This is a genomic window from Streptomyces sp. NPDC045695 (assembly GCF_056432025.1).
This window is the reverse complement of sequence record NZ_JBWKJU010000006.1, coordinates 175,370-199,168: the sequence shown is the minus strand read 5'-3', so window position 1 is coordinate 199,168 and position 23,799 is coordinate 175,370. Positions and strand designations below refer to the sequence as shown.

The 23,799-nt window shown below is 72.7% G+C and carries 25 protein-coding genes; 15 read left to right on the top strand and 10 right to left on the bottom strand.

Annotated features, from left to right (window positions below; all coding sequences use genetic code 11):
- Positions 1–14 precede the first annotated feature (14 nt).
- The gene (locus AC07DU_RS13640; RefSeq protein WP_479111394.1) at positions 15–272 is read right to left on the bottom strand and encodes a hypothetical protein; all 258 of its coding nucleotides are present in this window, start codon (positions 270–272) and stop codon (positions 15–17) included.
- Positions 273–395: 123 nt separating this feature from the next.
- Here AC07DU_RS13640 and AC07DU_RS13635 point away from each other — a divergent pair, with 123 nt between their 5' ends.
- Complete coding sequence (locus AC07DU_RS13635) at positions 396–767, top strand: hypothetical protein (RefSeq protein WP_360902619.1); 372 nt, start codon at positions 396–398, stop codon at positions 765–767.
- Between the two features lie 18 nt (positions 768–785).
- On the opposite strand, the gene AC07DU_RS13630 is transcribed toward AC07DU_RS13635, so the two are convergent.
- The 3 genes from AC07DU_RS13630 to AC07DU_RS13620 all read right to left on the bottom strand — a co-directional run bounded on the left by AC07DU_RS13630 (position 786) and on the right by AC07DU_RS13620 (position 2,432).
- Entirely contained in the window at positions 786–1,178 is a 393-nt protein-coding gene (locus AC07DU_RS13630; RefSeq protein WP_479111392.1) for an ATP-binding protein, read from the bottom strand.
- A 133-nt stretch (positions 1,179–1,311) separates the two neighbouring features.
- Positions 1,312–1,746 (bottom strand): STAS domain-containing protein, encoded by a 435-nt coding sequence (locus AC07DU_RS13625; protein WP_479111390.1) that lies wholly within the window; start codon positions 1,744–1,746, stop codon positions 1,312–1,314.
- Between the two features lie 86 nt (positions 1,747–1,832).
- Positions 1,833–2,432, bottom strand: a complete 600-nt coding sequence (locus tag AC07DU_RS13620) for a DUF2231 domain-containing protein (protein ID WP_479111388.1) — start codon at positions 2,430–2,432, stop codon at positions 1,833–1,835.
- A gap of 355 nt (positions 2,433–2,787) precedes the next feature.
- On the opposite strand from AC07DU_RS13620, the gene AC07DU_RS13615 reads away from it, so the two are divergent.
- From AC07DU_RS13615 to AC07DU_RS13590, 6 genes are all read left to right on the top strand, one after another.
- The gene (locus tag AC07DU_RS13615; RefSeq protein ID WP_479111386.1) at positions 2,788–3,795 is read left to right on the top strand and encodes a glutathione S-transferase family protein; all 1,008 of its coding nucleotides are present in this window, start codon (positions 2,788–2,790) and stop codon (positions 3,793–3,795) included.
- A gap of 143 nt (positions 3,796–3,938) precedes the next feature.
- Positions 3,939–5,192 (top strand): FUSC family protein, encoded by a 1,254-nt coding sequence (locus tag AC07DU_RS13610; RefSeq protein WP_479111384.1) that lies wholly within the window; start codon positions 3,939–3,941, stop codon positions 5,190–5,192.
- Between the two features lie 99 nt (positions 5,193–5,291).
- The gene (locus AC07DU_RS13605) at positions 5,292–5,930 is read left to right on the top strand and encodes an endonuclease (RefSeq protein WP_360903612.1); all 639 of its coding nucleotides are present in this window, start codon (positions 5,292–5,294) and stop codon (positions 5,928–5,930) included.
- A gap of 44 nt (positions 5,931–5,974) precedes the next feature.
- Complete coding sequence (locus AC07DU_RS13600) at positions 5,975–6,673, top strand: UdgX family uracil-DNA binding protein (RefSeq protein WP_479111382.1); 699 nt, start codon at positions 5,975–5,977, stop codon at positions 6,671–6,673.
- A gap of 292 nt (positions 6,674–6,965) precedes the next feature.
- Positions 6,966–7,241: an isoamylase early set domain-containing protein gene (locus AC07DU_RS13595; protein ID WP_360903618.1), complete on the top strand. Its 276-nt coding sequence runs from the start codon at positions 6,966–6,968 to the stop codon at positions 7,239–7,241.
- A 124-nt stretch (positions 7,242–7,365) separates the two neighbouring features.
- Positions 7,366–8,166 (top strand): SDR family NAD(P)-dependent oxidoreductase, encoded by an 801-nt coding sequence (locus AC07DU_RS13590; RefSeq protein WP_479111380.1) that lies wholly within the window; start codon positions 7,366–7,368, stop codon positions 8,164–8,166.
- A gap of 4 nt (positions 8,167–8,170) precedes the next feature.
- Here AC07DU_RS13590 and AC07DU_RS13585 read toward each other — a convergent pair whose 3' ends face one another.
- Positions 8,171–8,989, bottom strand: a complete 819-nt coding sequence (locus AC07DU_RS13585; RefSeq protein ID WP_479111378.1) for an alpha/beta fold hydrolase — start codon at positions 8,987–8,989, stop codon at positions 8,171–8,173.
- Between the two features lie 232 nt (positions 8,990–9,221).
- On the opposite strand from AC07DU_RS13585, the gene AC07DU_RS13580 reads away from it, so the two are divergent.
- A complete protein-coding gene (locus AC07DU_RS13580; RefSeq protein WP_479111376.1) occupies positions 9,222–9,986 on the top strand; it encodes a class I SAM-dependent methyltransferase in 765 nt (254 codons plus the stop codon).
- Positions 9,987–9,998: 12 nt separating this feature from the next.
- On the opposite strand, the gene AC07DU_RS13575 is transcribed toward AC07DU_RS13580, so the two are convergent.
- The gene (locus AC07DU_RS13575) at positions 9,999–11,387 is read right to left on the bottom strand and encodes a hypothetical protein (protein WP_479111374.1); all 1,389 of its coding nucleotides are present in this window, start codon (positions 11,385–11,387) and stop codon (positions 9,999–10,001) included.
- A 241-nt stretch (positions 11,388–11,628) separates the two neighbouring features.
- On the opposite strand from AC07DU_RS13575, the gene AC07DU_RS13570 reads away from it, so the two are divergent.
- Positions 11,629–12,060 (top strand): hypothetical protein, encoded by a 432-nt coding sequence (locus AC07DU_RS13570; RefSeq protein WP_479111372.1) that lies wholly within the window; start codon positions 11,629–11,631, stop codon positions 12,058–12,060.
- A gap of 147 nt (positions 12,061–12,207) precedes the next feature.
- Entirely contained in the window at positions 12,208–13,563 is a 1,356-nt protein-coding gene (locus AC07DU_RS13565) for an FAD-binding protein (RefSeq protein ID WP_479111370.1), read from the top strand.
- Positions 13,564–13,575: 12 nt separating this feature from the next.
- Here AC07DU_RS13565 and AC07DU_RS13560 read toward each other — a convergent pair whose 3' ends face one another.
- The gene (locus AC07DU_RS13560; RefSeq protein WP_360903638.1) at positions 13,576–13,851 is read right to left on the bottom strand and encodes an isoamylase early set domain-containing protein; all 276 of its coding nucleotides are present in this window, start codon (positions 13,849–13,851) and stop codon (positions 13,576–13,578) included.
- 197 nt (positions 13,852–14,048) lie between these two features.
- Here AC07DU_RS13560 and AC07DU_RS13555 point away from each other — a divergent pair, with 197 nt between their 5' ends.
- Together AC07DU_RS13555 and AC07DU_RS13550 are read left to right on the top strand one after the other, a co-directional pair.
- Entirely contained in the window at positions 14,049–14,249 is a 201-nt protein-coding gene (locus AC07DU_RS13555; protein WP_479033570.1) for a hypothetical protein, read from the top strand.
- Positions 14,250–14,380: 131 nt separating this feature from the next.
- A complete protein-coding gene (locus AC07DU_RS13550; protein WP_360903644.1) occupies positions 14,381–14,704 on the top strand; it encodes a hypothetical protein in 324 nt (107 codons plus the stop codon).
- 17 nt (positions 14,705–14,721) lie between these two features.
- Here AC07DU_RS13550 and AC07DU_RS13545 read toward each other — a convergent pair whose 3' ends face one another.
- The gene (locus AC07DU_RS13545; RefSeq protein ID WP_360903647.1) at positions 14,722–14,958 is read right to left on the bottom strand and encodes a hypothetical protein; all 237 of its coding nucleotides are present in this window, start codon (positions 14,956–14,958) and stop codon (positions 14,722–14,724) included.
- 218 nt (positions 14,959–15,176) lie between these two features.
- On the opposite strand from AC07DU_RS13545, the gene katG reads away from it, so the two are divergent.
- Entirely contained in the window at positions 15,177–17,366 is a 2,190-nt protein-coding gene (katG, locus tag AC07DU_RS13540; RefSeq protein ID WP_479111368.1) for a catalase/peroxidase HPI, read from the top strand.
- 61 nt (positions 17,367–17,427) lie between these two features.
- On the opposite strand, the gene AC07DU_RS13535 is transcribed toward katG, so the two are convergent.
- A complete protein-coding gene (locus AC07DU_RS13535; RefSeq protein ID WP_479033564.1) occupies positions 17,428–18,861 on the bottom strand; it encodes an amidase in 1,434 nt (477 codons plus the stop codon).
- 93 nt (positions 18,862–18,954) lie between these two features.
- Positions 18,955–21,381: a SpoIIE family protein phosphatase gene (locus AC07DU_RS13530; RefSeq protein WP_479111366.1), complete on the bottom strand. Its 2,427-nt coding sequence runs from the start codon at positions 21,379–21,381 to the stop codon at positions 18,955–18,957.
- A 275-nt stretch (positions 21,382–21,656) separates the two neighbouring features.
- On the opposite strand from AC07DU_RS13530, the gene AC07DU_RS13525 reads away from it, so the two are divergent.
- A complete protein-coding gene (locus tag AC07DU_RS13525) occupies positions 21,657–22,070 on the top strand; it encodes a CBS domain-containing protein (RefSeq protein ID WP_479033558.1) in 414 nt (137 codons plus the stop codon).
- A 76-nt stretch (positions 22,071–22,146) separates the two neighbouring features.
- A complete protein-coding gene (locus AC07DU_RS13520) occupies positions 22,147–23,691 on the top strand; it encodes an FAD-dependent oxidoreductase (RefSeq protein WP_479111364.1) in 1,545 nt (514 codons plus the stop codon).
- Positions 23,692–23,799: the final 108 nt, after the last annotated feature.

Below are 23,799 nucleotides of genomic sequence, written 5' to 3'. Positions count from 1 at the left end.
GCCGGACCCCTGCCTCACCTTTCGCCCTCGCCCCGCTTCTGCGCGTCCCGCGGGCTCACCCACTGACCGCGCGCCGTGCCGGGCCCGGGCTTGGGCCGGTCGAGGCGGCTCGCCTCATCGGTGTCGGCCGCGGCCGTCCGCTCCTCTTCGGGGCGGGTGTCCTTTCCGGGGCGCGTGGTGCGCGGCTCGCCCTTCCGGGTGTCGTGCCCCGCGTCGTGCTCCTCGTGCCCCACGTGCGGGGGGATGCCTCCGGCGCCACCCTGCTCGTCCATGGCTGCCTCCTCGGTCGTCGGTCGAGTCCCCCTTGGCGGCTGCCCGTCCGCCTTCGGCGGAAACCGGAGGGGACCGGCCGGTGTGAGGAGCCCGGGGGGACGTCGCGGGCTACGCTCCAGAAGATGGAACGCGCAGAGGTGCTCAAACGAGTGATCGGCATCCTCACCGAGGCCCAGGACATCCGCCGGGCGACCGAAGCCGGCCGGGACGATGACGAGGACGGTTCCGCGGCGACGGCCGGAGTGGCCACGCAGCTCCTGAACGAAATGCTGCCGTCGATCACCGTGCCGGCCGACGCCACTCCGCAGGAGGTGGCGGCCCTGGTCGCCGAGGCGCTCGGCCCGGCCCTGCACACGATGGTCTCGGGGTTCAGTCTGGCGTTCACCAGTCTGGCGATGGCTCACGATGAGGGCCGGACGGACGTCTCCTCGATCGAGGTCCTCCAGGAGCTGGCGTTGGAGGTCGAGATGGGGACCTACGACGAGGGTCCGTAGGGGTGTGTGTCCGGGGGGTCAGGCCGGAGCCAACGGGACGCGGAGGTGGATGGTCTTCCCGGTGGGCCGGTGGCGGATCTGGACGTCGCGGCCGAGCTGGTTGACCAGTGCCCAGCCCCAGCCCCCACTCCCCCCTTGGAGGTCCGGCGTCCTGCGCCGCGGCTCGGCGCTGCTGTAGTCGGTGACGCCTACGCCGACCCCGTTGGCCTCCAGTTCGAGGTCCAGGGCGCAGCCGTCGGCCGTGTGTCGGATGGAGTTGGTGACGAGTTCGCTGACGAGGAGCAGGGTGGTGTCCCTGGTCTCCGGCGGCACGGAACAGCCGCCGCGCCAGGCTTCGTCGAAGAAGTGACGGGTCAGGTCGCGTGCCGTGGCGGCGGCGCTGGTCCCGTGCAGGTCTCGGTGCTGTCGCACGTGGAGGGTCATCCTCGCTCCCCTGTGCTGCGGCGTCGGCTTTCTGGGCCCGTCCATGCGCCTGCCCTGCCCCCGCGCTCTCATGTCTCCCCGACCCGCGAGCCCGGCCTGACGCACACGGCACCCCGACGGCTCAGCTCGCCGCCGCGGCGGGCTGCTGTGTCCGCAGGGTGTCGATGCCGCAGTGGCGCGCCGCGCTCGCCCGGGCCTGTGCGTCGTGACGGAGCAGCGCGGCCACCGTCGCCCGGTCGGCGCCCGCAGCCGTGACGAACCGCCCGGGGCCGTCGATCAGGGTCAGCAGCCGCGCCGGCTGGCCCTGCCACCGCCAGGCGAGGAAGGCGACGCCCCGCGCGTTCGCCGCGTGCGCGAGGTCGAGGAGGTGGTGCAGGCCGCTGACGTCCATCAACTCCAGGCGGCCCATGTCGCACACGGCCACGTCCACGTCTGCGTCGAGCGCGCTGCGCACCCGGTCGAAGACGGGCCCCGCCTCGCTGTCGAGCTCGCCCCGCGGCGTCAGGTGCACGGTTGCGCCGCGGCGCCTCACCGCGATGTGGAAAACGCTCTCCATGGCGATCACCTGCCATGACAGGTCCAAGTCCGAGCACGGTTCAGTGCCCGATTCGATAATCGGCCCCGGCCCCGCCGCGCCGCAACCTAGTCGCCGTCCTGGTACCTGCGGTAGGCCATGTGACCGCCCAGTGCGCCGCTCGCCGAGACGGCGGTCAGCCCGGCCAGTGACCACAGGCGGCCCTTCAGCCCTTCGCCCCGGAGCCGGGCGATGAGCGAGGCCGTGTAGCAGCCGACCGCGGCCAGGTTCGTCACCGCGTGGATGACGCCGAGCCGGGCCTGTCGCGGCGGCAGGTCCGCCCAGTCCGCCCAGCCGGCGACCGCCGCCGGAGCGGCGCCGGCGAGGCCGACGGCCGTGAGGACCGTGGCCGCCCGCTGTGCTCCGGGGACCGCGTCCACGATCCCGGCCGACAGCCAGCAGCCGATCGGTACCTGTACCAGGACGGGATGGGCGGGATGGCCCAGCGGCTCGCCGCGCAGCAGCTCGCGGACGCCGCCGAGCGGGAGCGCGTGGATGCCGCGCTGCAGCACGCGGATCACCGGGTCCAGGGCAGTCGTCCCCTCGATGGCGGCCACGGCGATGAGCCAGGACTCCGACGCCTTGTCGAGCGCCGATGAGTGCCCCGGATCCGTCGACCCGTCGAAGGTGTCGTAGGTGTCGAATCCGTCGAAGGTGTGAGTGTTCATGTTCCGCGCCTACCCGGCTTCCCGCCGCGGACCCGAGCGGCGCGCCGGTCAGTGCTCGGCTTCGTGCTCGTGCTCGTCGCCGTGGTTCATCTGCCGTTCCTGCCGCCTCCGGAGTTCCTCCGGACTCTTCCCGGGGACCGGCCTGCTGGCTTCGGGGTGAACCGGGTCGGGCCCCGGGTGCGCGGGTACCTGCTCCTCACGCCCCTCGGCGGGCTCACCAGGGGCTTCGGCACGGACGGTGCTACGGGGACGCCGGTGCTGGTTGCTCATGCCTTGAGCATCGCACGTCCGGCCCGCCACGACCCTGGGGGGCGTCCGCCGCTTGGCGCCGGGGTTTGCGGGTAGCCGCGAGGGCGTGAGCTATGTGACCCGCGGCAAGGAGTACTCGCGCGACAGCCGGTACATCACCACGCGCATCACGGCGGACGGCCGCGACGGCTTCCCCGTCGAGGCGGGCCGCTACCGGCTGGTGGTCAGCCGCGCCTGTCCGTGGGCGAGCCGGGCGGTGATCGTACGCAGGCTCCTGGGGCTGGAGTCGGCGCTCGGCATGGCCGTCGCGGGGCCGGAGCACGACGAGCGCAGCTGGTCCTTCCACCTCGACCCCGGCGGCCGTGATCCCGTACTCGGCATCGAACGCCTGCGCGACGCGTACCTCGCCCGCGACCCCGGCTACGACCGCGGCGTCACGGTGCCCGCGATCGTGGACGTACCGTCGGGCCAGGTGGTGACCAACGACTTCCCGCAGATGACCATCGACCTGTCGCTGGAGTGGAAGGCCCACCACCGGCCCGGGGCGCCCGACCTCTACCCGGCCGCTCTGCGGCCGGAGATCGACGCGGTCAACAGCGTGGTCTACGAGGACGTGAACAACGGTGTCTACCGGGCCGGGTTCGCCGGATCCCAGGAGGCGTACGCCTCGGCCTACGAGCGCCTCTTCGCCCGGCTGGACTGGCTGTCGCACCGGCTGGGGGGATCGCGGTACCTGGTCGGCGACACGATCACCGAGGCCGACGTACGCCTGTTCACCACGCTCGTGCGCTTCGACGCCGTCTACCACAGCCACTTCAAGTGCAACCGCCGCAAGCTGAGCGAGATGCCGGTGCTGTGGGCGTACGCGCGGGACCTGTTCCAGACACCGGGTTTCGGCGACACCGTCGACTTCGACCACATCAAGCGGCACTACTACCTGGTGCACGACGACATCAACCCCACCGGCATCGTGCCACAGGGCCCGGACCTGTCGGGCTGGCTGGAGCCGCACCACCGCGCGGCGTTCGGGGGACGGCCCTTCGGCGACGGCACCCCGCCCGGCCCGGTGGCCCCGGGCGAGGAGGTACCGGCCGGCCACACCGCGTCGGTCTGAGCCGGGGGCGGGGGGCCGCGGGCGGGTCCCCGCGCCACGACCGCCGAACCGTGCAACCGCCGAATGCCCCGTCGTGACGCAGTGGCGTAGGACGAAACGCCTGTAACGCGTCATTCGGGGCCGACGCGGGAAGGCACACGGGTATGCCTGAAATGATCAGCAGCTTCGCCACCCGTGTCGCCCGGCGGCGCCGCGAGCCCGTGGCCGTCCAGGCCCTGCGCTCCACCGCGGCGGCCGTCGTCAGCTATGTGGTCGCACTCCGCCTGAGCAGCGAGCCAAATCCGCTGACCGCGCCACTGACCGCCCTGCTCGTCGTCCAGGTCACCCTCTACTCGACCTTGACCACCAGCATCCGGCGGGTGAACTCGGTGGTCGTCGGTGTCCTGATCGCGATCGGCTTCAGCGTGCTGGTCGGCCTGACCTGGTGGAGCCTGGGCCTGCTCATCCTGGCCTCCCTCGTGGTGGGCCACCTGGTCCGCGTCGACGAGTTCGTCCCCGAGGTCGCGATCAGCGCCATGCTCGTCCTGGGTGTCACCCAGGTCGCGGACACGGCCTGGGACCGGGTCCTGGAGACGCTGATCGGCGCGGCGGTCGGGCTGCTGGTCAACCTGCTCCTGGCGCCGCCCCTCTGGGTCGGCCCCGCCGGGGCCGCGATCACCGACCTCGCCGCCCGGATGAGCCGGTTGCTCGACCACCTCGGCGAGGAACCCCTCGGACCGGCCAAGGTCGAACAGGCCGCGGCCCGGCTCCACGAGGCCCGCCGCCTCGACAACGACGTCGCGCAGGTCGATGCCGCCCTGCGACAGGCCGAGGACAGCCTGCGGCTCAATCCCCGGGTCAAGGAGGGCCTGCTGTTCCGGCTGGTCCTGCGCACGGGCCTGGACACCTTGGAGATCTGCGCGGTGGTGCTCCGCGTGGCCTGCCGTACGCTCACCGACCTGGCCAGGGCCCGGCCCGACGGTCCGCTCTTCGCGGCCGAGACCGCGGACGCGTTGCAGCAGGTGCTGCGTCACACCGCCGTCGCCGTGGAGAGCTTCGCCCAGCTGATCACCGCGCAGGTCAGCGCCAACGCCGAGGATGCGGAGGCCCTCCTGACCGCGGAGCTGGCGGTGGCCCGGACGCACCGCGACCGGCTCGCGCGGCTGCTGCTGGAGGACGCCCGCGAGGATCCGCTGCACTGGCAGCTGCACGGCGCGCTGCTCGCCGAGATCGACCGGGTCCTCGACGAACTGGGCGTGGACAAGCGCTCGCAGCGCCTGCTGGAGGAACTGGACCACCACACCCGCACCCGGCGCGCGGGCCGCCTTGAGGGCCTGCGCGGGCGCCTGCGCCTGCGCGGGCGCGGGCGCGATCGCCGCCGGAACCGGGACCGGGACGACAGCGCGGCGGCGAAGTAGCCTTCGCCCGCGCGATTGGTCCGCGGGAGGCTGGGCAGGCGCTGACGGCAGCGAGGAGGCCGGCCCCGTGCCGGCCGCAGGCTCAGCGAGGACGCGCCGATGAACGCGACGACGATGGCCCGCCGGATCGTGCGCGAGTACGGCGAGACGTACGCGCACGAGGCCGGCATCCGCCTGCGGAACACTCCGGCTCCGCTCTACCAGGTCTTGGTGCTGTGCGTCCTGCTGTCGGCGCCGATCCGTGCGACGACGGCCGTCGCGGCGGCCCGGGAGCTGTTCGCGGCGGGGCTGCGCACCCCGCGCAAGATGGCGGGATCCAGCTGGCAGGACCGGGTGGACGCGCTCGGGCGCGCGCACTACCGCAGGTACGACGAGAGCACGGCCACCGCGCTGGGCGACGGGGCGCACCTGCTGCTCGACCGCTGGCACGGTGACCTCCGGGCGCTACGGGAGGAAGCCGGGGGCGACCGCGCCCGCGTGCGGGAGCTGGTTCAGGAGGTGCCCAGGATCGGCCCCACCGGCGCCGACGTCTTCTGCCGCGAAACCCAGGCGGTCTGGCCGGAGCTGCGCCCCTACGTCGACGCGCGCGTCCGCGAGGCGGCGTCCGGCGTCGGCCTGCCCCGCACGCCGAAGGCCCTCGCCGGGCTCGTCCCGCCGCACGATTTCACCCGGCTCGCGGACGGCCTCGTACGGGTGAGCCTGACCCCGGACGCGGCCGACCGTCTGCGCGCCGCATGAGCCGGCCGCGATCCGCCGACGCGGCCGGAACGGAGGTGGTGGCGATGAGCGTGAGCACCAGGGCCGGGACGGGCGCCGACCCGGCCGCGGCCGACGGCCGGCAGTACGACGCGAGCCCCTACCTGCCGCCGAGGGGCGGCTTGCCGGTCCTGCGGCGGGCGGCCGCCGGCTGCCGGGGCTGCCCGCTGTTCCAGGACGCGACCCAGACGGTCTTCGGCAGGGGGCCCGCGCCCGCGCGGCTGATGCTGGTGGGCGAGCAGCCGGGCGACCAGGAGGACCGGCAGGGCGAGCCGTTCGTGGGCCCGGCCGGGCAGTTGCTGCGCAGGGCCCTGGACGAGGCGGGCCTCGGGGACGAGGAACCGTACGTGACCAACGCGGTCAAACACTTCAAGTTCACGATGGCCCCGCGCGGCAAGCGCCGCATCCACAAGGCGCCGAGCCTGCGCGAGATGACGGCCTGCCGGCCGTGGCTCGCGGCGGAACTGCGGCTGGTCGACCCGGAGGTGCTCGTGGTGCTGGGGGGTACGGCGGGCAAGGCGCTGCTCGGCTCCTCGTTCCGCGTGGGTGAGCGCCGGGGCGTCCTGCTGCCGATGCCCGTGCTGGGCGGCGGGGAGCAGGACGCGGGTCACGGGCAGTTGCTGGCGACGGTGCATCCGTCGGCCGTCCTGCGGGCGGACGACCGGGAGTCCGCCTTCGCGGGTCTGGTGGCGGACCTGTCCGTGGCCGCCACCGCGCTGGAGTGAACGGCGGGGCCCTGCCCGGCGGCCGGGGTGGCCGCAGCGGGAGGAGGCCTCCCCCGGGGGCCTCCCCCGGGGGCCTCCCCCGGGGGCCTCCCCCGGGGGCCTCCCCCGGTTCGACGCGGGCGCACTGCCGTGATCCCAGGAAGTGGCGTACGGGTGAAACCGCGGCGACCCGGAACGCCGACATCGTGCCCCGCCACCCGGGCCGACTCCCCGGTGTCACAGTGGACGCGCTCATCCCAGCCACATGGGGCCGGCCCCCCGCGACCGCGTTCCTCCCGACAGGAGTTCCACCTTGCTCGAACGCAAGCAGCGCAAGAACGGCACCGAGATCACCTTCGTCCTCCCGGCGGAAACGCCTCCCGGTCCGGTCAGCGTGGTCGGCGACTTCAACGACTGGCAGCCGGGGGTCCACGTCCTGACGGCCCGCAAGGACGGCCAGCGCGCCGTCACCGTCGAGCTGCCCGGGCGCAAGACGCACGCCTTTCGCTACCTCGCCGCCGGTGACTACTGGTTCGACGACGAGCACGCCGACGACCACGACGGTGTGAACAGCCGCCTCCACACCTGAAACCGGCCGGACCCCGCGTCCTGGCCACCACCCGTCCGGAGCGGCACACCGCGCCGCCCCGGACGGGCCTGCAACCGCGAGCGGCCCGGCGTGTGGGCGCTCCCGGCGCGGGTAGGCGCCGCGTATGAACGCGCCCCGTCCGTTGGCCGTCGTCACCGGCGCCTCCAGCGGGATCGGCTTCGAGCTGGCCCGGGAGGCAGCCGACCACGGCCACGATCTGGTCGTCGCCGCCGAGGAGCAGGCGATCCACGCCGCGGCCGCCCGTTTGGACGTGCACGCGCAGGAGGTGCGGGCGGTCCGGGCGGACCTCGCCACCCGCGCGGGGGTGGAGACCCTGGTCCGGGAGGTGCGGGCGCTGCGGCGGCCCCCGAGCACCGTGATGCTCAATGCCGGGATCGGCCACGGCGGCGCGTTCCTGGAGACCGACCTCGCCGATCTGACCCGCGTGATCGATCTCAACATCAGCTCGACGGTCCACCTGTCGCGGTGCCTGCTGGAGGACCTGACGGCGCAGGGCGCGGGGCGCCTCCTGATCACCTCCTCGGTCGCGGCGCGGATCCCGGGGCCGTACCACGCGGTGTACAACGCCTCCAAGGCCTTCCTGCGGTCCTTCGGCCTGGCGCTGCGCGATGAGCTGCGCGGCACGGGCGTCACGGTCACCGTGCTGATGCCCGGGCCCACGGACACCCGCTTCTTCGTCCGGGCGGGCTTGCTCAATACCCGGCTCGGCCGGTCCAGGAAGGACGATCCCGCCCTGGTGGCCCGGCAGGCGTACGAGGCCATGGTCGAGGGCCGCGCCCAAGTGGTGGCGGGCTCGCTGCACACCCGCACCCAGGAGCTGGCCGGGCACGCCCTGCCCAGCCGTGCGAAGGCGGCCGTGCACCGTCGGCTGGCCGAACCGGGCGGCAGCAGGAGCCGTCTCTGAGCGCCTAGGTGGTGGTCAGGAACTCCGCGGCGCGCTGCCCCCAGGTACGGATGTCCGCGCGCGTCGCCGACACGTGCAGCTGCGCCCGGGGCAGTGCGCCGGCCAGCGTTCGCGCGGTGGACAGGGGGTGACCGGGGTCGTCCACCCAGGCCAGGATCAACGCCGGCAGGCGCAGGCCCGCGAGCTCGGCGGGCGACGGCAGGTCGGACTGTGCCAGGCCGCGCAGGACGGCCGGCAGCGCGTGCTCGGCGGGCGTCGGCGGGAACTGGGGGACGTCGGCCACCACCGCGGGGGGCGGCTCACGCCGGCCGGCGAGCCAGGCGTCCAGCCCGTCCTGTTCGACCGTGTCGGCGGAGCGCCGGTTGGCCCGGGCGTAGGCCCCCCGCGTCGTCCACGCCGTCGGCGGAATCAGGAGCACCAGCCGGGAGAACCGCTCGGGCGCCCGGAGCGCCGCGTGCAGCAGGGTGCCGCATCCCATCGAGGCCCCCATGCCGTCGACGGGCCGGTCGGCACCCAGATGGGCGAGCAGGGCCAGCAGGTCGTCGGCGAGGGAGGGGTAGGTGTAGTCGGCGGGTGAGGGCCCGCCCGTGGACCCGCCGTGCGCCCGCGCGTCGTAGCGGACCAGTCGTCGCCCCGCGTCCAGGACCGGCCGCCAGTCGAAGAGGCCCATGCGGTCCTCGACGGCCCGGCTGACGAAGCCGCCGTGGGCGTACACGGCCAGCGGCCCCGCACCGGCGTCTTCGAAGACCAGGCGAGCCCCACGATGGACGAGGTGCCCCTCTGTGACGGCGTACCGCCCAGGGAGGTGCACCGGACCGCTCACAGCACGCTCCGTTCGCCGCGGACGTCCCTGCCGAAGCCCGAGCCCAGCGTGTCACGGCGGGATCGGCGCCGCATGCCGCCTGGCACATCGCGCACGGTGGCCGATACTGGACCACGCGGGGCCCCCTGCGCACAGAGATCCCCCGAGGCGGTGGCGAGCGGTGTACCCACCTGTTCCGACCGGCGATGAAGAGCCCCGGCACGTCCGCGCGCCCGGCGATTACGGCACGACGGTGTTCCCGCCCGATCGTGCGGGCGAGGACGCCCGCATCGACCTCGGCGCGCTCGCCTACGACGACCTCTCGATCGCCCGGCTGCGCGAGCTGGGTGCAGGGCCCGGTTGGAGCTGCCTCGACGTGGGAGCGGGCACGGGCAGCGTGGCCCGCCGGCTGCTCGGGGAGCTCGGCGTCACGAGGGTGCTGGCCGTGGACCGCGACGTCCGCTTCCTCGCCGCCCGTCCGCAGCCCGGACTCGACGTCCTGGAGACGGACGTCGGCGCCCCCGGGTTCGCCCCCGGACGGTTCCACCTGGTCCACGCCCGTTTCGTGCTGATGCACCTGCCTGCCCGCCGTGAGCTGATCGCGCGCCTCGGCGAGCTGCTCCTGCCCGGCGGAACGCTGGTGCTCAGCGATGCGATCGACCTGACCACCGACCTCGCGCCCGTGAGCCCGTACACGCGGGCCGTGCAGGCCATGTGGCAGGGCCTGCACGACACCATCGGCACCGACGTCTCCGGCACGCCGCGCTACCCGCAGGTGCTGCGCGGTCTGGGACTGACCTCCGTGGCCGCGGAGATCCACGTTCCGCCCCTCGTCCCCGGCAGCCCCATCAGCCGTTTCTGGGCGCAGACGTGGAACCGCGCCCGGGAGTCGATGACCGCGACCGGGCTCGTGGACGACGGGGACGTCGACGCGGCGATCCGGTACCTCGACTCTCCCGACTGCGCGGCGCTGTCCCCGGGGATGCTCACGGCCTGGGGCCGTCGGCCCGGTGGATGAGGCCGGACGGCGTCAGCCGGTGCACCCCGGGACGGCGCCGGCCGGAGCGCAGTTGTCGGGCCGGTGGTCGCGGACGACGTCGCCGTTCAGGGTGAGGACGCCGGACGTCTTGAAGATGCCGCCGCCGTCGCCCGCCCGGTTGTGGGCGATGGTGTTCCCCTCCAGGGTGGTGGTGCCCCCTCCCGAGGGACCCCCGGCGTGGTAGAGGCCGCCGCCCTGCGCGGTGCCGCCCCGCGCGGTGACCGTGTTGTGGACGACCTTGTTGCGCCTGGCCGTCAGGGTGCCGCCGTCGGGGTTGTCGAGACCGCCGCCCTGGGCCGTCCCGTTCGGTGCGGCGGCGGCGTTGCCGGTGATCTGGCTGTCCATCAGGTCGAGGACGCCGAAGGGGCCGACGCGTACGCCCCCACCGCGCGCGGTGCCGCCCTTGGCGACCGCCCGGTTGCGGCTGATCTCCACCTTGCTCACGGTCATCAGGGCGTTGTTCGCGATGCCCCCGCCCTGGGCGAAGCCGCGCGGAGCGTCGGAGATGTTGTCGGTGATGGCGCCGCCGGTCACCGTCATCCTGCCGGGCCGCGGAATGCTGTTGGAGACGGCTCCCCGTGCGAAGCCGCCCCGGGCGAAGGACCGGTTCTTGCTGATGACCGTGTCCTTGACGGTGGTCGCGGCGAAGCTGATGATGCCGGCCCCGAAGGCGAAGCTCTTCGTGTTCTCCTTCACCGTCGCGGTGTTCCCCGTCAGCCGGGAGCGCGTCACCGTCAGCGGACCGTCGTTGGCGATGGCGGCGCCCGCGGCTCCGCCGCCGGTTTCGCTGCCGCTGTAGACGACGTGGTTGCCGGTGATCTCGGTCTCGCTCACTTTTCCGGTGCCGGGGTTGTCGATGGCGCCGCCCTGGGCGAAGACCCGCGACCCGGCGGTGTTGCCGGTGAACTTGCTGCGGCTCACCGTCATCCTTCCGGCGTTGGAGATGCCGCCTCCGCAGGCCAGTCCCCGCAGGTCGGGAAAGGCGGGGCAGTCCGTCGCGAAGCCGCCGCTGATCGTCGTGCGGGTGAGCGTGAGGTTGCCCGTCGGGCCGACGAAGAGGATCCGGAACCTCGCCGCCGCGCTCTCGCCCCCGTCCCGCCTGATCGTGGCCCCGCGCCCCTCGATCCTGATCTCACTGGAGATCACCGGCAGCCCGTTGCCGGGGTGCAGCGGGTCGGGCGCCGTCAGTGCGTACGTGCAGGAACGCGCCAGCCGGAGCGTGGCGGGGCCCGGTGAACGGTTCGCGGTGTTGATCGCCGCGACGAGATCCGGGACGGAACAGCGCACGTGCACCGTGGCGGCGTGGGCGGCCGGGGCGGGGACGGCCACGAGTGCGCCCGCCACCAGGCCGATGACGGCCGGGACATGCCGACGAGACATCGAAGGACTCCTCTGTCAGGGGTACGGCCGGCCGGCAGGGGATGCGGCCCACCGTGCCCAGCCGACCACGCGCGAGGGCCGCCGACTCCCGCGCCCGTTCCGTACGCGCGGGCGGACAGCCCGGACGGAGCACCGGGACGCGCGAACGGACGAAGGGGACCGCCGGATAATGGGACCGACCCCGGGTGCCGCCGTGCGCGTGCACGGCCATGGCCCGGCCGACCGGAGAGACGAAGGATCGATGACACTCGAAGAAGGCCAGCGGGTGAAGCTGGCGGCGGACCTCAGACTGGACGGGTCGCTCGCTCCGGCTTGGGACGGCGGGGCGGACAGCGGGACGGACGGCGGGGCGGCGGCCGACGCCGTGCCCGGATCCCCGCCCCTGTCCCTGTCCCTGGCATCGGGCACCGAGGGCACCGTCGAGCGGGTGAACGCGCCGTATCAGCAGCAGAGCCAGGAGGTCCGCGAGTACGTGCGGCTCAAGTCGCTCCTGGACGACTTCGGCCACCAGATGCCCCCGGGCAGCCGCCAGCAGCTCGCGGAGCAGGTCCTCGCGCTGGAGCCCGCTTGGGTCGCGTACCAGGGGCGAAGGCCCCGCGTGACGGTACGCGTGCGTCTCGACAACGGCTTCGTCCTCGACGAGGCACCGGAGGGCATCCTCGCCCCGGCCTGACCTCCGGATCTCGGCTCTCAGCGCAAAGGCCGTTCCGGTGGACCTTCTGACGGGGTGACGACCACACTGAGCGGGAAGCGGGCCCGTCCCGCAGCGGCCGTGCGCCCTGCGGGGCGCTCCTTCGTACCCGAGCCGACTGGAGCGAGCGTGACGTTTCCCCACCACCCTGCCGCCGGGGCCTTCGACGCGGTCCCGCCACTGGACGGAGAACTGTGCCGGGACGAGGCCGCTCTCGACGCGGCGTCCACCGACTTCGGCGGCCTCGTCCACGAGCGGCCCGCGGCGGTCCTCAAGCCCGGGTCGGCCGAGGACGTCGCCACGATGGTCCGCTACTGCCGGGAGCGCGGCCTGCACGTGGCCGGGCGGGGCCAGGGGCACTCCACCCACGGGCAGGCCCAGGTGCCCTCCGGGCTCGTCATCGACCTCAGCACCCTGAACTCCGTCGAGATCCACGACGACACCGCGATCGTCCAGAGCGGCGCACTGTGGAGCGCCCTGGTCCGGGCCACCCTGCCCGTGGGCCTCACCCCGCCCGTCTTCACCGACTACCTGGAGCTGTCCATAGGCGGGACGCTGTCGGCCGGAGGTCTGGGCGGGCAGATCGGCCGCTACGGCACACAGGCCGACAACGTCCTCGAACTCCAGGTCGTCACCGGCGAAGGCGAGCTGACGACCTGTTCACCCACCGTGCGCCCCGACCTGTTCCGGGCCGTCCTCGGCGGTCTGGGACAGTCCGGGCTCATCACCCGCGCCACGATCCCCCTGGTCCGCGCGCCCCGCTCCGTACGGCTCTACACGCTGACCTGCCCGAGCGTCGCGGCGCTCACCGCGCAGCAGGCCGAGCTGATCGGCGAGGGACGCTTCGACTACCTCGTCGGCCAGGTCCAGTCGCCTTCCGGCGAGGGCTGGACCTACGTGATCGAGGCCGCTGCCTACGACGCGACACGCGCCGACGACGCCCGGCTCACGGGCGACCTGGAACACCTCGCGGTCCAGGCCCAGGACCTGCCCTACTTCGAGTTCCTCGACCGGATCGCCCCGCTGGTGGAGACGCTGAAGTCCATCGGCGAGTGGAAGCGGCCCCACCCCTGGTACGACAGCCTGCTCCCCGCCTCCTCGGTCGACGCCGTCGTCACCACGACGCTCGCGAGCCTCAAGGCCCGGGCCCTCGGCGCGAGTGCGGTCATCCTGCTGTACCCCGTCCTCACCGAGAAGTGCACGACCCCGCTTCCGGTCATGCCGGACGAGGAACTCGCCTATCTCTTCTCCCTCCTCAAAACGGCTTCCCCCGGGGCGGACTCCCCCGAGGAGATGGTCGCCGCGAACCGCGCGCAGTACGACGCCACGGTCGACGCCGGTGGCCACTGGTACCCGATCGGGTCGGTGCCCCTCTCCCGAGCCGACTGGGTGCGTCACTTCGGCCGCTTCTGGGACGAGTTCAGGGCCGCCCGGCGCCGTTACGACCCCGACGGCATCCTCACGCCGGGCCAGCACATCTTCTGACGGGCAGAGCCTTCAGGTGTGCAGGCGGCTGTTGGGGCCGTCCCGGTCACCGGCGCTCTCGTCGTTGAACCAGTAGTCCCCGGCGGCCAGGTAGCGGAAGGAGTGGGTGCTCTCACTCGGCAGCTCCACCGTGACGGCGCGCTTGCCGTCCTTGCGGGACCTGAGGGTGTGGACGCCGGGCTGCCAGTCGTTGAAGTCACCCACCACGCTGACCGGACCCGGCGGGGTGTCGGCGGGAAGGATGAAGGTGACCTCGGTCCGGTCCTTGCGCAGGGTGCGTTCCAGCATGGGCGGGCTCCTGACGGTTGCAGCGGATGAGTACGCCCCCATCGTCGGGGGCGCGCCCGCCGACCGCACCCCGAGCCGCTCTACGCGGTGGGCTTCGAGGCGGCCTCTGCGGCGGTCACACAAATGATGCGCGGCATCACGGAGGGTGTCAGCGTGGTGAGGGAGGAAAACCTCCCCACCACCCCAGAGGAGTCGACATGCAGGAGAAGCACCAGGAACCGGGCAAGGGCCGCGAGGAGCAGGAGCGGATGCACCGTCCGGGCCAGGACCCCGCTGCCCCCGCGCGGGGCCGGGAGGGCGCCCGGGGCAAGAGCCCCGAGGAGCTCAGGCAGCGTCGTGAGGAAGAGAAGCGCGGCGAGGGCGGCGGCGACGAGCAGGCGCTCGACGACGAACTCTGACCGGCGCCTAACCCGCCGTTCACACGGCGGCCGGCCCGCAGGGCCGCCGTGTGAAGGGCCCCGGAGCGGGTAGACGCACCGCGCAGCCCGGAGCGTGCCCCGCGCACGCCGCACAATCGTGAGGACCTGCCATGGACGGCCCCGAGCTCTCCGCACAGGAGCGCACCATCCTCAACGGCATCGAGGGCGACCTGCGGGCCGACGCACGGCTCGACCGCAGGCTGCGCACCATGCACCGTGGACTCAGACCGTGGAGCGGGTCCCGCGGCAGCGCCCGCGCCCACCGTTTGGGCCTGTGCACGTCGCTCCTCGCCCTCGTCTGCGCGGTGCTCTTCGTGCGAGCCGCGGCGACGGCCTCACCGGCCGCGCTCTGGCTCTTCGCCGCTCTGTGGGTGCCCACCGCGACCGGCCTGCTGCTGATGGCGTGCCGTCGGGGCCGCAGCGGGCCGAGGTAGGGGTGGCGCCCGCCACCTCAGTGCGTTCTCCAGTGGAACTTCCCACCGCCGACCCAGCGCACCTCGCCCGGGTCGTCCAGGTCGTGGATCGTGATGCCGGATGCGGCCGCGACCAGGATCACGTCCGTCATGGACGTCGCCGTGCTGACGACATCACCGTCGATTTCCACGATGCGAAACGGCGGGTCACCAGGTTGCACTCCGAGCACCGTCACCCGCGCCCCGGAGATGTATGGACTCGCGCTTTCCGTCATGGCGACTCGCCTCCATTTCATGGCCAGGGTGCCACGAACGCAGGACTTTGGCTCCTTGCCATGCGGGGGGTGTTCTGCGTGTTCCCGTAGCGGTGTGGTCCGCGGTGCGCGACCATACGGACGCCGGGCGCGGTCGCAAATGCCCGAAGCGGAAAGCGGACAGCGCCAAGAGCAAACAGCCAGCAGATGGAATTGCCACGACAGGAAGAGGGACGGACGTGTCCGGCAGCGAAAGCGAGAACCCAGTCATTCCCGCCCCGGCCCCCGCGCCGGCGCGCCCCAAGACGAACCGGGACTGGTGGCCCAACCAGCTGGACCTCCAAGTCCTCCACCAGCACTCGCCCCGCTCCAACCCGATGGGTGAGGACTTCAACTACGCGGAAGAGTTCGCGACGCTGGACGTCGACGCGCTGAAGCAGGACGTCTTCGAGGTGATGACCAGGTCGCAGGACTGGTGGCCCGCCGACTACGGGCACTACGGGCCGCTGTTCATCCGGATGAGCTGGCACGCCGCGGGAACGTACCGGATCGCCGACGGGCGCGGCGGTGGCGGCTCCGGCGCTCAGCGTTTCGCTCCTCTCAACAGCTGGCCGGACAATGCGAGCCTCGACAAGGCGCGCCGTTTGCTCTGGCCGGTCAAGCAGAAGTACGGCCGGAAGATCTCATGGGCCGACCTTCTCGTCTTCGCCGGCAACTGCGCCCTGGAGTCGATGGGATTCAAGACGTTCGGGTTCGGATTCGGGCGGCAGGACATCTGGGAGCCCGAGGAAATCTTCTGGGGCCCCGAGGACACATGGCTCGGAGACGAACGCTACAGCGGCGACAGGGAACTCACCGGTCCTTTCGGAGCCGTGCAGATGGGGCTCATTTACGTCAATCCGCAGGGGCCGAACGGAAACCCGGATCCCCTCGCCGCCGCCAGGGACGTTCGCGAGACGTTCGCCCGCATGGCGATGAACGACGAGGAGACCGTCGCGCTCATCGTCGGCGGCCACACCTTCGGCAAGTGCCACGGCGCGGTCGGCCCCGAGTACATCGGGCCGGAACCCGAGGCCTGCCCGGTCGAGCAGCAGGGTCTCGGCTGGATGAACTCGTACGGCAGCGGCAAGGGTCCCGACGCCCTCACCAGTGGGCTGGAGGGTGCCTGGACCTCGCAGCCCGTCAGGTGGGACAACGGGTACCTGGACAACCTGTTCAGGTACGACTGGACGTTGACGACGAGCCCGGCCGGCGCGCACCAGTGGACCCCCACGGACCCCTCGGCCCAGGACACGGTGCCCGACGCGCACGATCCGTCGAAGCGGCACGCTCCGATGATGCTGACCACGGACCTGGCGCTGAAGCTGGATCCGGTCTACGGGCCGATCTCGAAGAGCTACCACGAGAACCCGGACAGGCTCGCGGAGGCGTTCGCCAAGGCGTGGTACAAGCTGTTGCACCGTGACATGGGGCCCCTCGCGCGCTACCTCGGCCCGTGGATCCCGGAGCCGCAGCTGTGGCAGGACCCCGTCCCCGCGGTCGATCACGAGCTGGTCGGGGAGGCGGAGATCGCGGACCTCAAGGCCCGGATCCTGGGCTCGGGGCTGTCCGTATCCCAGCTGGCCGCGACCGCTTGGGCTGCGGCGGCGAGCTTCCGCGGCACCGACAAGCGGGGCGGGGCCAACGGGGCGCGGATCCGGCTCGCGCCGCAGAAGGACTGGGAGGTCAACGCCTCGCCCGAGGTGGCCGAGGTGGTCCAGACGCTCGACCGGATCCGGCAGGACTTCAACGGCTCCCGGAGCGACGGCGTGCGGGTTTCGCTCGCCGATCTGATCGTCCTGGGCGGCTGCGCGGCGGTCGAGCAGGCGGCGCGCAACGCGGGGCACGCCATCACGGTCCCGTTCGCTCCGGGGCGCACGGACGCGTCGCAGGAGCAGACGGACGTGGAGTCGTTCGCCGTACTCGAACCGAGGGCGGACGGTTTCCGCAACTACCTCCGGTCGGGGGAGAAGCTGTCGCCCGAGACGCTCATGCTCGACCGTGCCAACCTGTTGACGCTGACGGCGCCCGAGATGACGGTTCTGACCGGCGGCATGCGGGCCCTGAACACCAATGTCGGGCGGTCCCCGCACGGTGTGTTCACCGACCGGCCGGAGACCCTGACCAATGACTTCTTCGTGAACCTGCTCGACATGGGCACGGAGTGGAAGGCGTCCGCGTCGACTGAGAACGTGTTCGAAGGACGGGATCGGGCCACGGGCCAGGTGAAGTGGACGGCCACCGCCGTGGACCTCGTCTTCGGTTCGGACTCCCAGCTGCGGGCCGTCTCGGAGGTCTACGGGTCCGCGGACGCGGGAGAGAAGTTCGTACGCGATTTCGTGGCGGCGTGGAGCAAGGTGATGGACCTCGACAGGTTCGACCTCGCCTGAGCCCGGCGTCCCCGGTCGGCCCGCCCGCGGCCGACCGGGGACGGGGGTGCTGACGTCGTCGTCACAGGTCCTGGATGCGCCGGAAGGGGCGGTCCGCCTCCAGGGCGAACGCCACCTCCAGCAGGGTGCGTTCACTGCCCGGGCGGCCGGAGAACATGACGCCGATGGGCAGTCCGTCGTCCGTCGCGCTCGCGGCGGGCACCGAGATCGACGGCGTGCCCACGACGTTGTTGACCGGTGTGAACGCCACGTACGCCAGGATCCGCTCGATCAGCGCCGGGTAGGGAACGGCCGGGCTGAGGTGTCCGATCGGCGGTGTCGTGTGGGCGAGCACGGGCGACAGCAGGAGGTCGAGCCCGCGGAACGCCGCCGCGTACGTCTCCTTCGTGCGCTTGAGCCTGCGCAGCACGCCCGCGGTGTGCTGCCAGTTCGTCAGGTACGTCTCGCGCAGCCCGCGGCTGAGGCCGTCCATGCGGCGCCGGTCGAAGTCCGGGCCGAGGGTGCGGCCCGTGAGGCCGAGGAGGAACGACAGCATCCCCCAGTACGCGAGGAAGTCGTCGGTGAAGGAGGGGTCGATGGCCAACTCGACCGGCTCCACGACGTGCCCGAGCCGTTCGAGCGTGGCCACCGTCCCCGTGACGGCCGCCCGGGTGGCGGCGTCACAGCGGACACCGTTCGGGGAGTCCAGCAGGAACCCGATGCGCAACCGCCGCGCCGAGGGGCCTTCGACCAGGCCCAGGGGCGGCAGCTTCGGGTTGCGCCAGTACGCCTCGGCGGCGGCGAGGAACGCGGCGGTGTCGCGGACGGAGCGGCTCACGATGCCGTCGGAGACGATGTCCAGTGGCAGTTGACGGCTCTGGGCGTTCGCCACCACCCGGCCGCGCGTCGGCTTGAGACCGACGAGTCCGCAGCAGGCGGCGGGGATCCGGATCGAGCCGCCCCCGTCGTTGGCGTGCGCGATCGGCACGGCTCCGGCGGCGACGAGCGCCGCGCTGCCCCCGGAGGAGCCACCCGCCGAGTATCCCGTGTGCCACGGGTTGCGCACCGGCTCGCCGCCCTCGTACTCCGTGGTCGGACTGAAGCCGAACTCGGGCAGCCGGGTCTTGCCCAGCACCGTGACGCCGCTGCTCAGGAACTGCCGGGCGAACGGCGCGTGCCGCCGCGCGGCCCTCGGGGTGAAGCTCGCGCTGCCGTGGCCGGTGGGCAGTCCCAGGTAGTCGGTGTTGTCCTTGACGAAGGTCGGCACCCCGGCGAAGACGCCGCTCCCGGCGAAGGCGTCGCCGTTCGCGGTGGGGCGGGCCGGTACGTCGCTGTGCGTCTGGACGGCGTGGAGCCGGGCCTCGACCTCCCGGACCCGCTGCGCCGCGTCCCGGGCGACCTCGGCGGCGCCCACCTCGCCCCGGCGCAGCGCCGCCGCGAGACCGACGGCGTCGTGCTCTCCCAGGGCGTCGTCCCGGAAGGCGTGCACCGGGGCCCGTTCTTCGGAAGTCGTCACCGCTACCTCGTCATCCGGCCGTGTGGAGGGTCCTGGCCCATCATTCCTTACTGTCGGGTAACAGGCGAGGGGCTCGTCACGGTCCGTGGTGCGTCACGGTGCGTCGGGTACGTGGATCTCCAGTACGCAGATGTCGTCACGGTTCCCCGAGCGCAGGGCGGCCAGGGTCTTGGCGAGCGTGCCGCTTCGGCCTTCCTGGACGAGACGCAGTGCCGTCTCGGCGAGGCGGGCGAGGCCGGTCCCTATGTCCTCTCCCGGCTCCTCCACGAGACCGTCCGTATAGAAGAGCAGGTTGTCCCCGGGCAGCAGGTCGGTCACCTCCTGCCGGTACCGGGAGTCGAACGCGGCGCCGAGGAGGCTGCCCTCGGGCTGCGCGAGGAACCTCGCCTCGCCGCCCCGGATCAGCAGCGGCGGCAGGTGGCCCGCCCGCACCCAGGTCAGTCGGTGGTCCCAGGGCTGGTAGCGCCCCATGACCATGGTGGCGGTGGCACTGTAGGTGTCCGAAGCGGTGTGCAGCAGCAGGGTGTTGAGCCGGCCCAGGACCTCGGAGAGGGGCGATCCCGTGATGGTCATGCCCTTCGTGGTGAACCGCAGCTGAGCCATGGTTCCCACGGCCGCCAGACCGTGTCCGGCGACATCGCCGACGACGAACAGCGCGCTCTCGTCCGGGAGTTCGATCGCGGAGTACCAGTCGCCCCCGACGTTGAGCCCGCTGTCGGCGGGGAGGTAGGCCACGTCCACGCGCAGACCGGCCAGCTCCAGCGACTGCTCCGGGATCGGCAGCAGGGTGTCCTGGAGCCGGGCGGCGAGCGCCCGTTCGGCCTTCAGCATGCCGCGCTGGACGAGATTGGCGCGCTCGCTCTCCCGCAGGGCCAGTTCGGCGGCCCGCTGCGCCGTCAGGTCCTGGAAGAAGCCGTGCACCTCCACCGGCCTGCCGTCCGCGTCGCGCTGCGCCTCCGCGACGATGCGCAGGTGCCGCACGCCGTTCGCGCAGGTGATGCGGAAGTACTGGTCGATGGCCTCGCCGTCACGCAGCAGCCGCTGGACGGCCGCCCCCAGCCTCGGCAGGTCGTCCGCCACCAGGTGCTCGGGCAGTTCCTCCAGCCGCATCGGGCCCAGCGCGGGATCGCGGTCGAAGACGGCGTAGACCTGGTCGGACCAGGTGATGGTGTCCGTCACCAGGTTCCAGCCGGCCCAGCCGAGGTTGCCCAGGCGCTGCAGTTCGGCGAGCCTACGGGTCTCGCGCTCGCTGGTGTCGTGGCGGAGCCAGGTCACGACCAGCCGGTCCCCCAGCCTGGACACCCGGACCGAGTACACGGACTGCTGCGGGACTCCGGCGGCCACCTCCTCGTAGGTGAAGGGCTCGCCCTCGTAGACCAGTCCGGTGGCCAGGGTCTCCAGGTACCCGTCCCACAGGGCGGTGCCCGCCACGGTGGGGTAGGTCTCCAGGATCCGCCGGCCGACCAGCTCCTTGCCGCGCCGCCCGGCCACGTCGACGGACTGCGGCGCCGCCGCGTCGATCCGGTAGTCCTCCACCTCGCCCGTGTGCGACCGCAGCGGGGTCAGCAGGGCCGCCGGTCCCGAGAGCGCGTCGAAGATCGCCTGGATGGCGCCGACGTCCTGCTGGAGGGTGTCGGCCCCGCGAGGACCGCGGTCCTCCCTCAGGGGCTCTGCGCACAGCCTGACGGCCCGTCTGAACAGGGTGCGCGTACCGTGGTCGAAAGGACCGGGCCGGGTCCGGAAGAATCCGACGACCATCGTCATCGGCCGGTTGCCGGGTACGAGGATCCAGGCACGCGACGGCCACCGCTCGGGCGGATCGCCGATCAGCAGGTACCGCACCGCGTCCCGCTCCGGGTCTTCGAGCCACACCGCTTCCTGGTCCGCGATGGCCTCCAGGGCGGCGACACCGCTGAGCGGAGGGATGTGGCTCCACTGCTCGGCCATCGCGTCGCCGATGCCGGCGTGACCGACCAGCTCCAGGCTTCCGGCAGCGGCCACGGAATAGATCATCACCGCGTCCACGCCCTCCGAGTCGCCCAGCGCGGCCCGCAGCAGCTCCGCGATGTCGTCCGGGGTACGGCTGCTGGTGCTGGCCAGTCCCTGGGCGAGCCGGGCGAGAGGGGTCCGGTGCCCGGACGTCGTGGCGCCGTCGGAGACGTAGTGGCTCGCGTGGAAGGGCGAGGTGTCGGGCTCCGGATCCGCGGCGGGCGCGGCCGCCACGGCGGCCTGCGGCGGCACGGGGGCCGCGCCGGTCCGGCTCAGGGTGATCCAGCACTCCTCCAGGAGGGTCCGCCGGTGCGGCGCGGCCCTTTCGAGCAGCAGCTGGTAGGCGACGTCCGGCGTCACGCCCTCCTGGGCCATCAGAGCGCCCTTGGCGCGCTCCACGACGGCCGTCACCGAGGCCAGGGCCTCAAGGTCCGCCACCTCGGCACGCAGCCTGGTCACGACCTTGGCCAACGCCAGCACCTCGGGTGTCGCCCCGACACCGGCATCGGGAAGCACGTATTCGCCCTCCATAGGTCGAGCATGCCACGCCCCGGGTCCGAGGGACCCGGTCCACGGCAGGCCGGCCCCGCGGTCCGTTCCGCGGTGGCCACGCCCAGTCTCGCCTACCGACGGCGTCTCCCGTACCGCTACCCCCATCGTGGGGGACCTCACCTGGCGCGCGCTGTGACGCGTCACCCCCGAAAGAGGACAACGCGACCCCGCCCCGCTTGCGTACGGGCCGCCAGGTGGGGCAGGCGCACCACGGAACAAATCCACTGCCCCCACGCGACGTGAGGAGAGACATCATGACGACCGCACGCGACATCATGACTCCGGACGCCACCTGTATCGGTGCTCAGGAGACCGTGCTGGAAGCAGCGAAGAAGATGGCCGATCTGGGAGTGGGCGCGCTGCCGATCTGCGGTGAGGACAACAAGCTCAAGGGCATGCTCACCGACCGGGACATCGTGGTGAAGGTCCTCGCCGCGGGGAAGGACCCCGCGCAGACCAAGGCCGGGGAACTGGCACAAGGGGAAGCCGTCACCATCGGAGCCGACGACGACGCACAGGAGATCCTGCGGACCATGACGCAGCACCAGGTGCGCCGTCTGCCGGTCATCGACGGCCACAGCCTCGTGGGCATCGTCGCCCAGGCCGATGTCGCCCGTGCGCTGCCCGACCCGCAGGTCGGCGACCTCCTCGAAGCCCTCTCCTCTTGATCCGCAGGGTCCGGCCGGGCGCCCGCGAGGTGGAGCGGCGGTGCATCAGGCGGGTTCGCCTGGGCAGTCGCCGGTTATGAACCGACTACTGGACAGCGGACGCTCCTACTGGATGCGGACGGCCCCCTTTCCGTCCTTCGCACCCCTCGCGGGCGACGCGGAGGCGGACGCGGCGGTCATCGGCGGCGGCATCGTCGGCCTCAGCACGGCGTGGGAACTCGCCCGCGCCGGGCTGAGGGTCGTCGTGCTGGAAGCGGACCGGCTCGCGGGAGGTGTCACCGGCCACACGACGGGAAAGGTCACCGCGCTGCACACCGCCGCGTACGACACGCTGCGGTCCAAGCACGGAGAGGACGCCGCAGGCCGGTACGCGGCGTCCCAGAGCACCGCGCTGCGGCGCGTCATCGATGTGGCCGGGGAGCTCGGCGTCGACTGCGAGCTGGAGGTGCGCCCGGCCCTCACGTACTGCGAGCAGCCCGAGGGCGTCGAGGCGCTGCGCGCCGAAGCCGAGGCGGCCCGCGCTGCCGGTCTCGGCGCTTCGTTCGTCACCGCGAGCGGGCTGCCCTTCCCCATCGCGGGCGCCGTGCGGGTGGAGGACCAGGCCCAGTTCCATCCGCTCAAGTACCTGCGCGGGCTCGTCGAGGACATCGTCGCGCTCGGCGGCCGGATCCACGAGGGCACCCGGGTCACCGAGCTCGTCGACGGTGACCCGTGCCGGCTCACCACCGCCTCCGGGGCCACCGTGTCCGCCCGGCACGTCGTCGTGGCCACCCACCACCCCGTGTTCGACCACGCCCTGCTGGCCACCCGGCTCACCCAGCACCGCGACCTGGTGATCGCCGGCTCGATGCCCGCTGACCGGGATCCCGAGGGCATGTACATCACCGAGGAGGGCGGCAAGCGGTCCGTCCGCACGGCGCCGCTCGCGGACGGCGAACGGCTCCTGATCGTCACCGGAGAGATGTTCACCCCCGGCTCCGGGGGTGACACCGAGGCCGGCTACGACCGCCTGCAGGCCTGGGCGGAGCAGCACTTCCCCGGCTTCACGCTCACCCACCGGTGGGCGGCACAGGACAACAGCGCCACGGACAAGCTGCCCCTCATCGGCCGGCTCCCCACGGACGGCGAGAACGTCTACGTCGCCACCGGCTTCGCCGGCTGGGGCATGACGGGCGGGGTCCTGGCCGGAACGGTCATCGCCTCCCTCGTCAACGGGGAACCCGAGCCCTGGGGAGGTCTCTACGACCCCGGCCGCCTCGGCCCCGCTCTGCGCTCCGCGCCGGAGTTCCTGAAGGCGCAGTGGGACGTGGGGAAGCGTTTCGTCAAGGACCGCCTGGACACGCTCGGCGAGGGCACCAACGGGCCCGTCGCAAGCCTGCGTCCGGGTGAGGGGACCGTGGTCCGGGCCGGTGGTGGACCGTGCGCCGTGCACCGCGACGATCAGGGCGAACTGCACGCCGTGTCCGCCGTCTGCACGCACCTCGGGTGCCTCGTCGCCTTCAACAACGCCGAACGGACGTGGGAGTGCCCCTGCCACGGCTCGCGCTTCGGCATCGACGGCGAGATCCTGCAAGGGCCGGCCCTGCACCCGCTGGAGCGGCGGGACCCCGGAGAACTCTGATCCGGACGGCGGACGGACCGCCGGCCCGGCTGACCCGCTCTGACCCCCACTGACCCGAAAGGCCCGACCGCCCTCCGCGGTCGGGCCTTCCGTCGGCGCAGGCGCACG

Excerpts from the sequence above, each read along its gene's own strand:
- AC07DU_RS13550 (WP_360903644.1), top strand. The coding sequence starts at position 14,381 with ATGGACGGCCCCGAGCTCTCCGCACAGGAGCGCACCATCCTCAACGGC.
- AC07DU_RS13620 (WP_479111388.1), bottom strand. The coding sequence starts at position 2,432 with ATGAACACTCACACCTTCGACGGATTCGACACCTACGACACCTTCGAC.
- AC07DU_RS13555 (WP_479033570.1), top strand. The coding sequence starts at position 14,049 with ATGCAGGAGAAGCACCAGGAACCGGGCAAGGGCCGCGAGGAGCAGGAG.
- AC07DU_RS13525 (WP_479033558.1), top strand. The coding sequence starts at position 21,657 with ATGACGACCGCACGCGACATCATGACTCCGGACGCCACCTGTATCGGT.
- AC07DU_RS13545 (WP_360903647.1), bottom strand. The coding sequence starts at position 14,958 with ATGACGGAAAGCGCGAGTCCATACATCTCCGGGGCGCGGGTGACGGTG.
- AC07DU_RS13570 (WP_479111372.1), top strand. The coding sequence starts at position 11,629 with ATGACACTCGAAGAAGGCCAGCGGGTGAAGCTGGCGGCGGACCTCAGA.
- AC07DU_RS13605 (WP_360903612.1), top strand. The coding sequence starts at position 5,292 with ATGAACGCGACGACGATGGCCCGCCGGATCGTGCGCGAGTACGGCGAG.
- AC07DU_RS13530 (WP_479111366.1), bottom strand. The coding sequence starts at position 21,381 with ATGGAGGGCGAATACGTGCTTCCCGATGCCGGTGTCGGGGCGACACCC.
- AC07DU_RS13520 (WP_479111364.1), top strand. The coding sequence starts at position 22,147 with ATGAACCGACTACTGGACAGCGGACGCTCCTACTGGATGCGGACGGCC.
- AC07DU_RS13640 (WP_479111394.1), bottom strand. The coding sequence starts at position 272 with ATGGACGAGCAGGGTGGCGCCGGAGGCATCCCCCCGCACGTGGGGCAC.
- AC07DU_RS13610 (WP_479111384.1), top strand. The coding sequence starts at position 3,939 with ATGCCTGAAATGATCAGCAGCTTCGCCACCCGTGTCGCCCGGCGGCGC.
- AC07DU_RS13600 (WP_479111382.1), top strand. The coding sequence starts at position 5,975 with ATGAGCGTGAGCACCAGGGCCGGGACGGGCGCCGACCCGGCCGCGGCC.
- AC07DU_RS13590 (WP_479111380.1), top strand. The coding sequence starts at position 7,366 with ATGAACGCGCCCCGTCCGTTGGCCGTCGTCACCGGCGCCTCCAGCGGG.
- AC07DU_RS13635 (WP_360902619.1), top strand. The coding sequence starts at position 396 with ATGGAACGCGCAGAGGTGCTCAAACGAGTGATCGGCATCCTCACCGAG.
- AC07DU_RS13575 (WP_479111374.1), bottom strand. The coding sequence starts at position 11,387 with ATGTCTCGTCGGCATGTCCCGGCCGTCATCGGCCTGGTGGCGGGCGCA.
- AC07DU_RS13625 (WP_479111390.1), bottom strand. The coding sequence starts at position 1,746 with ATGGAGAGCGTTTTCCACATCGCGGTGAGGCGCCGCGGCGCAACCGTG.
- AC07DU_RS13560 (WP_360903638.1), bottom strand. The coding sequence starts at position 13,851 with ATGCTGGAACGCACCCTGCGCAAGGACCGGACCGAGGTCACCTTCATC.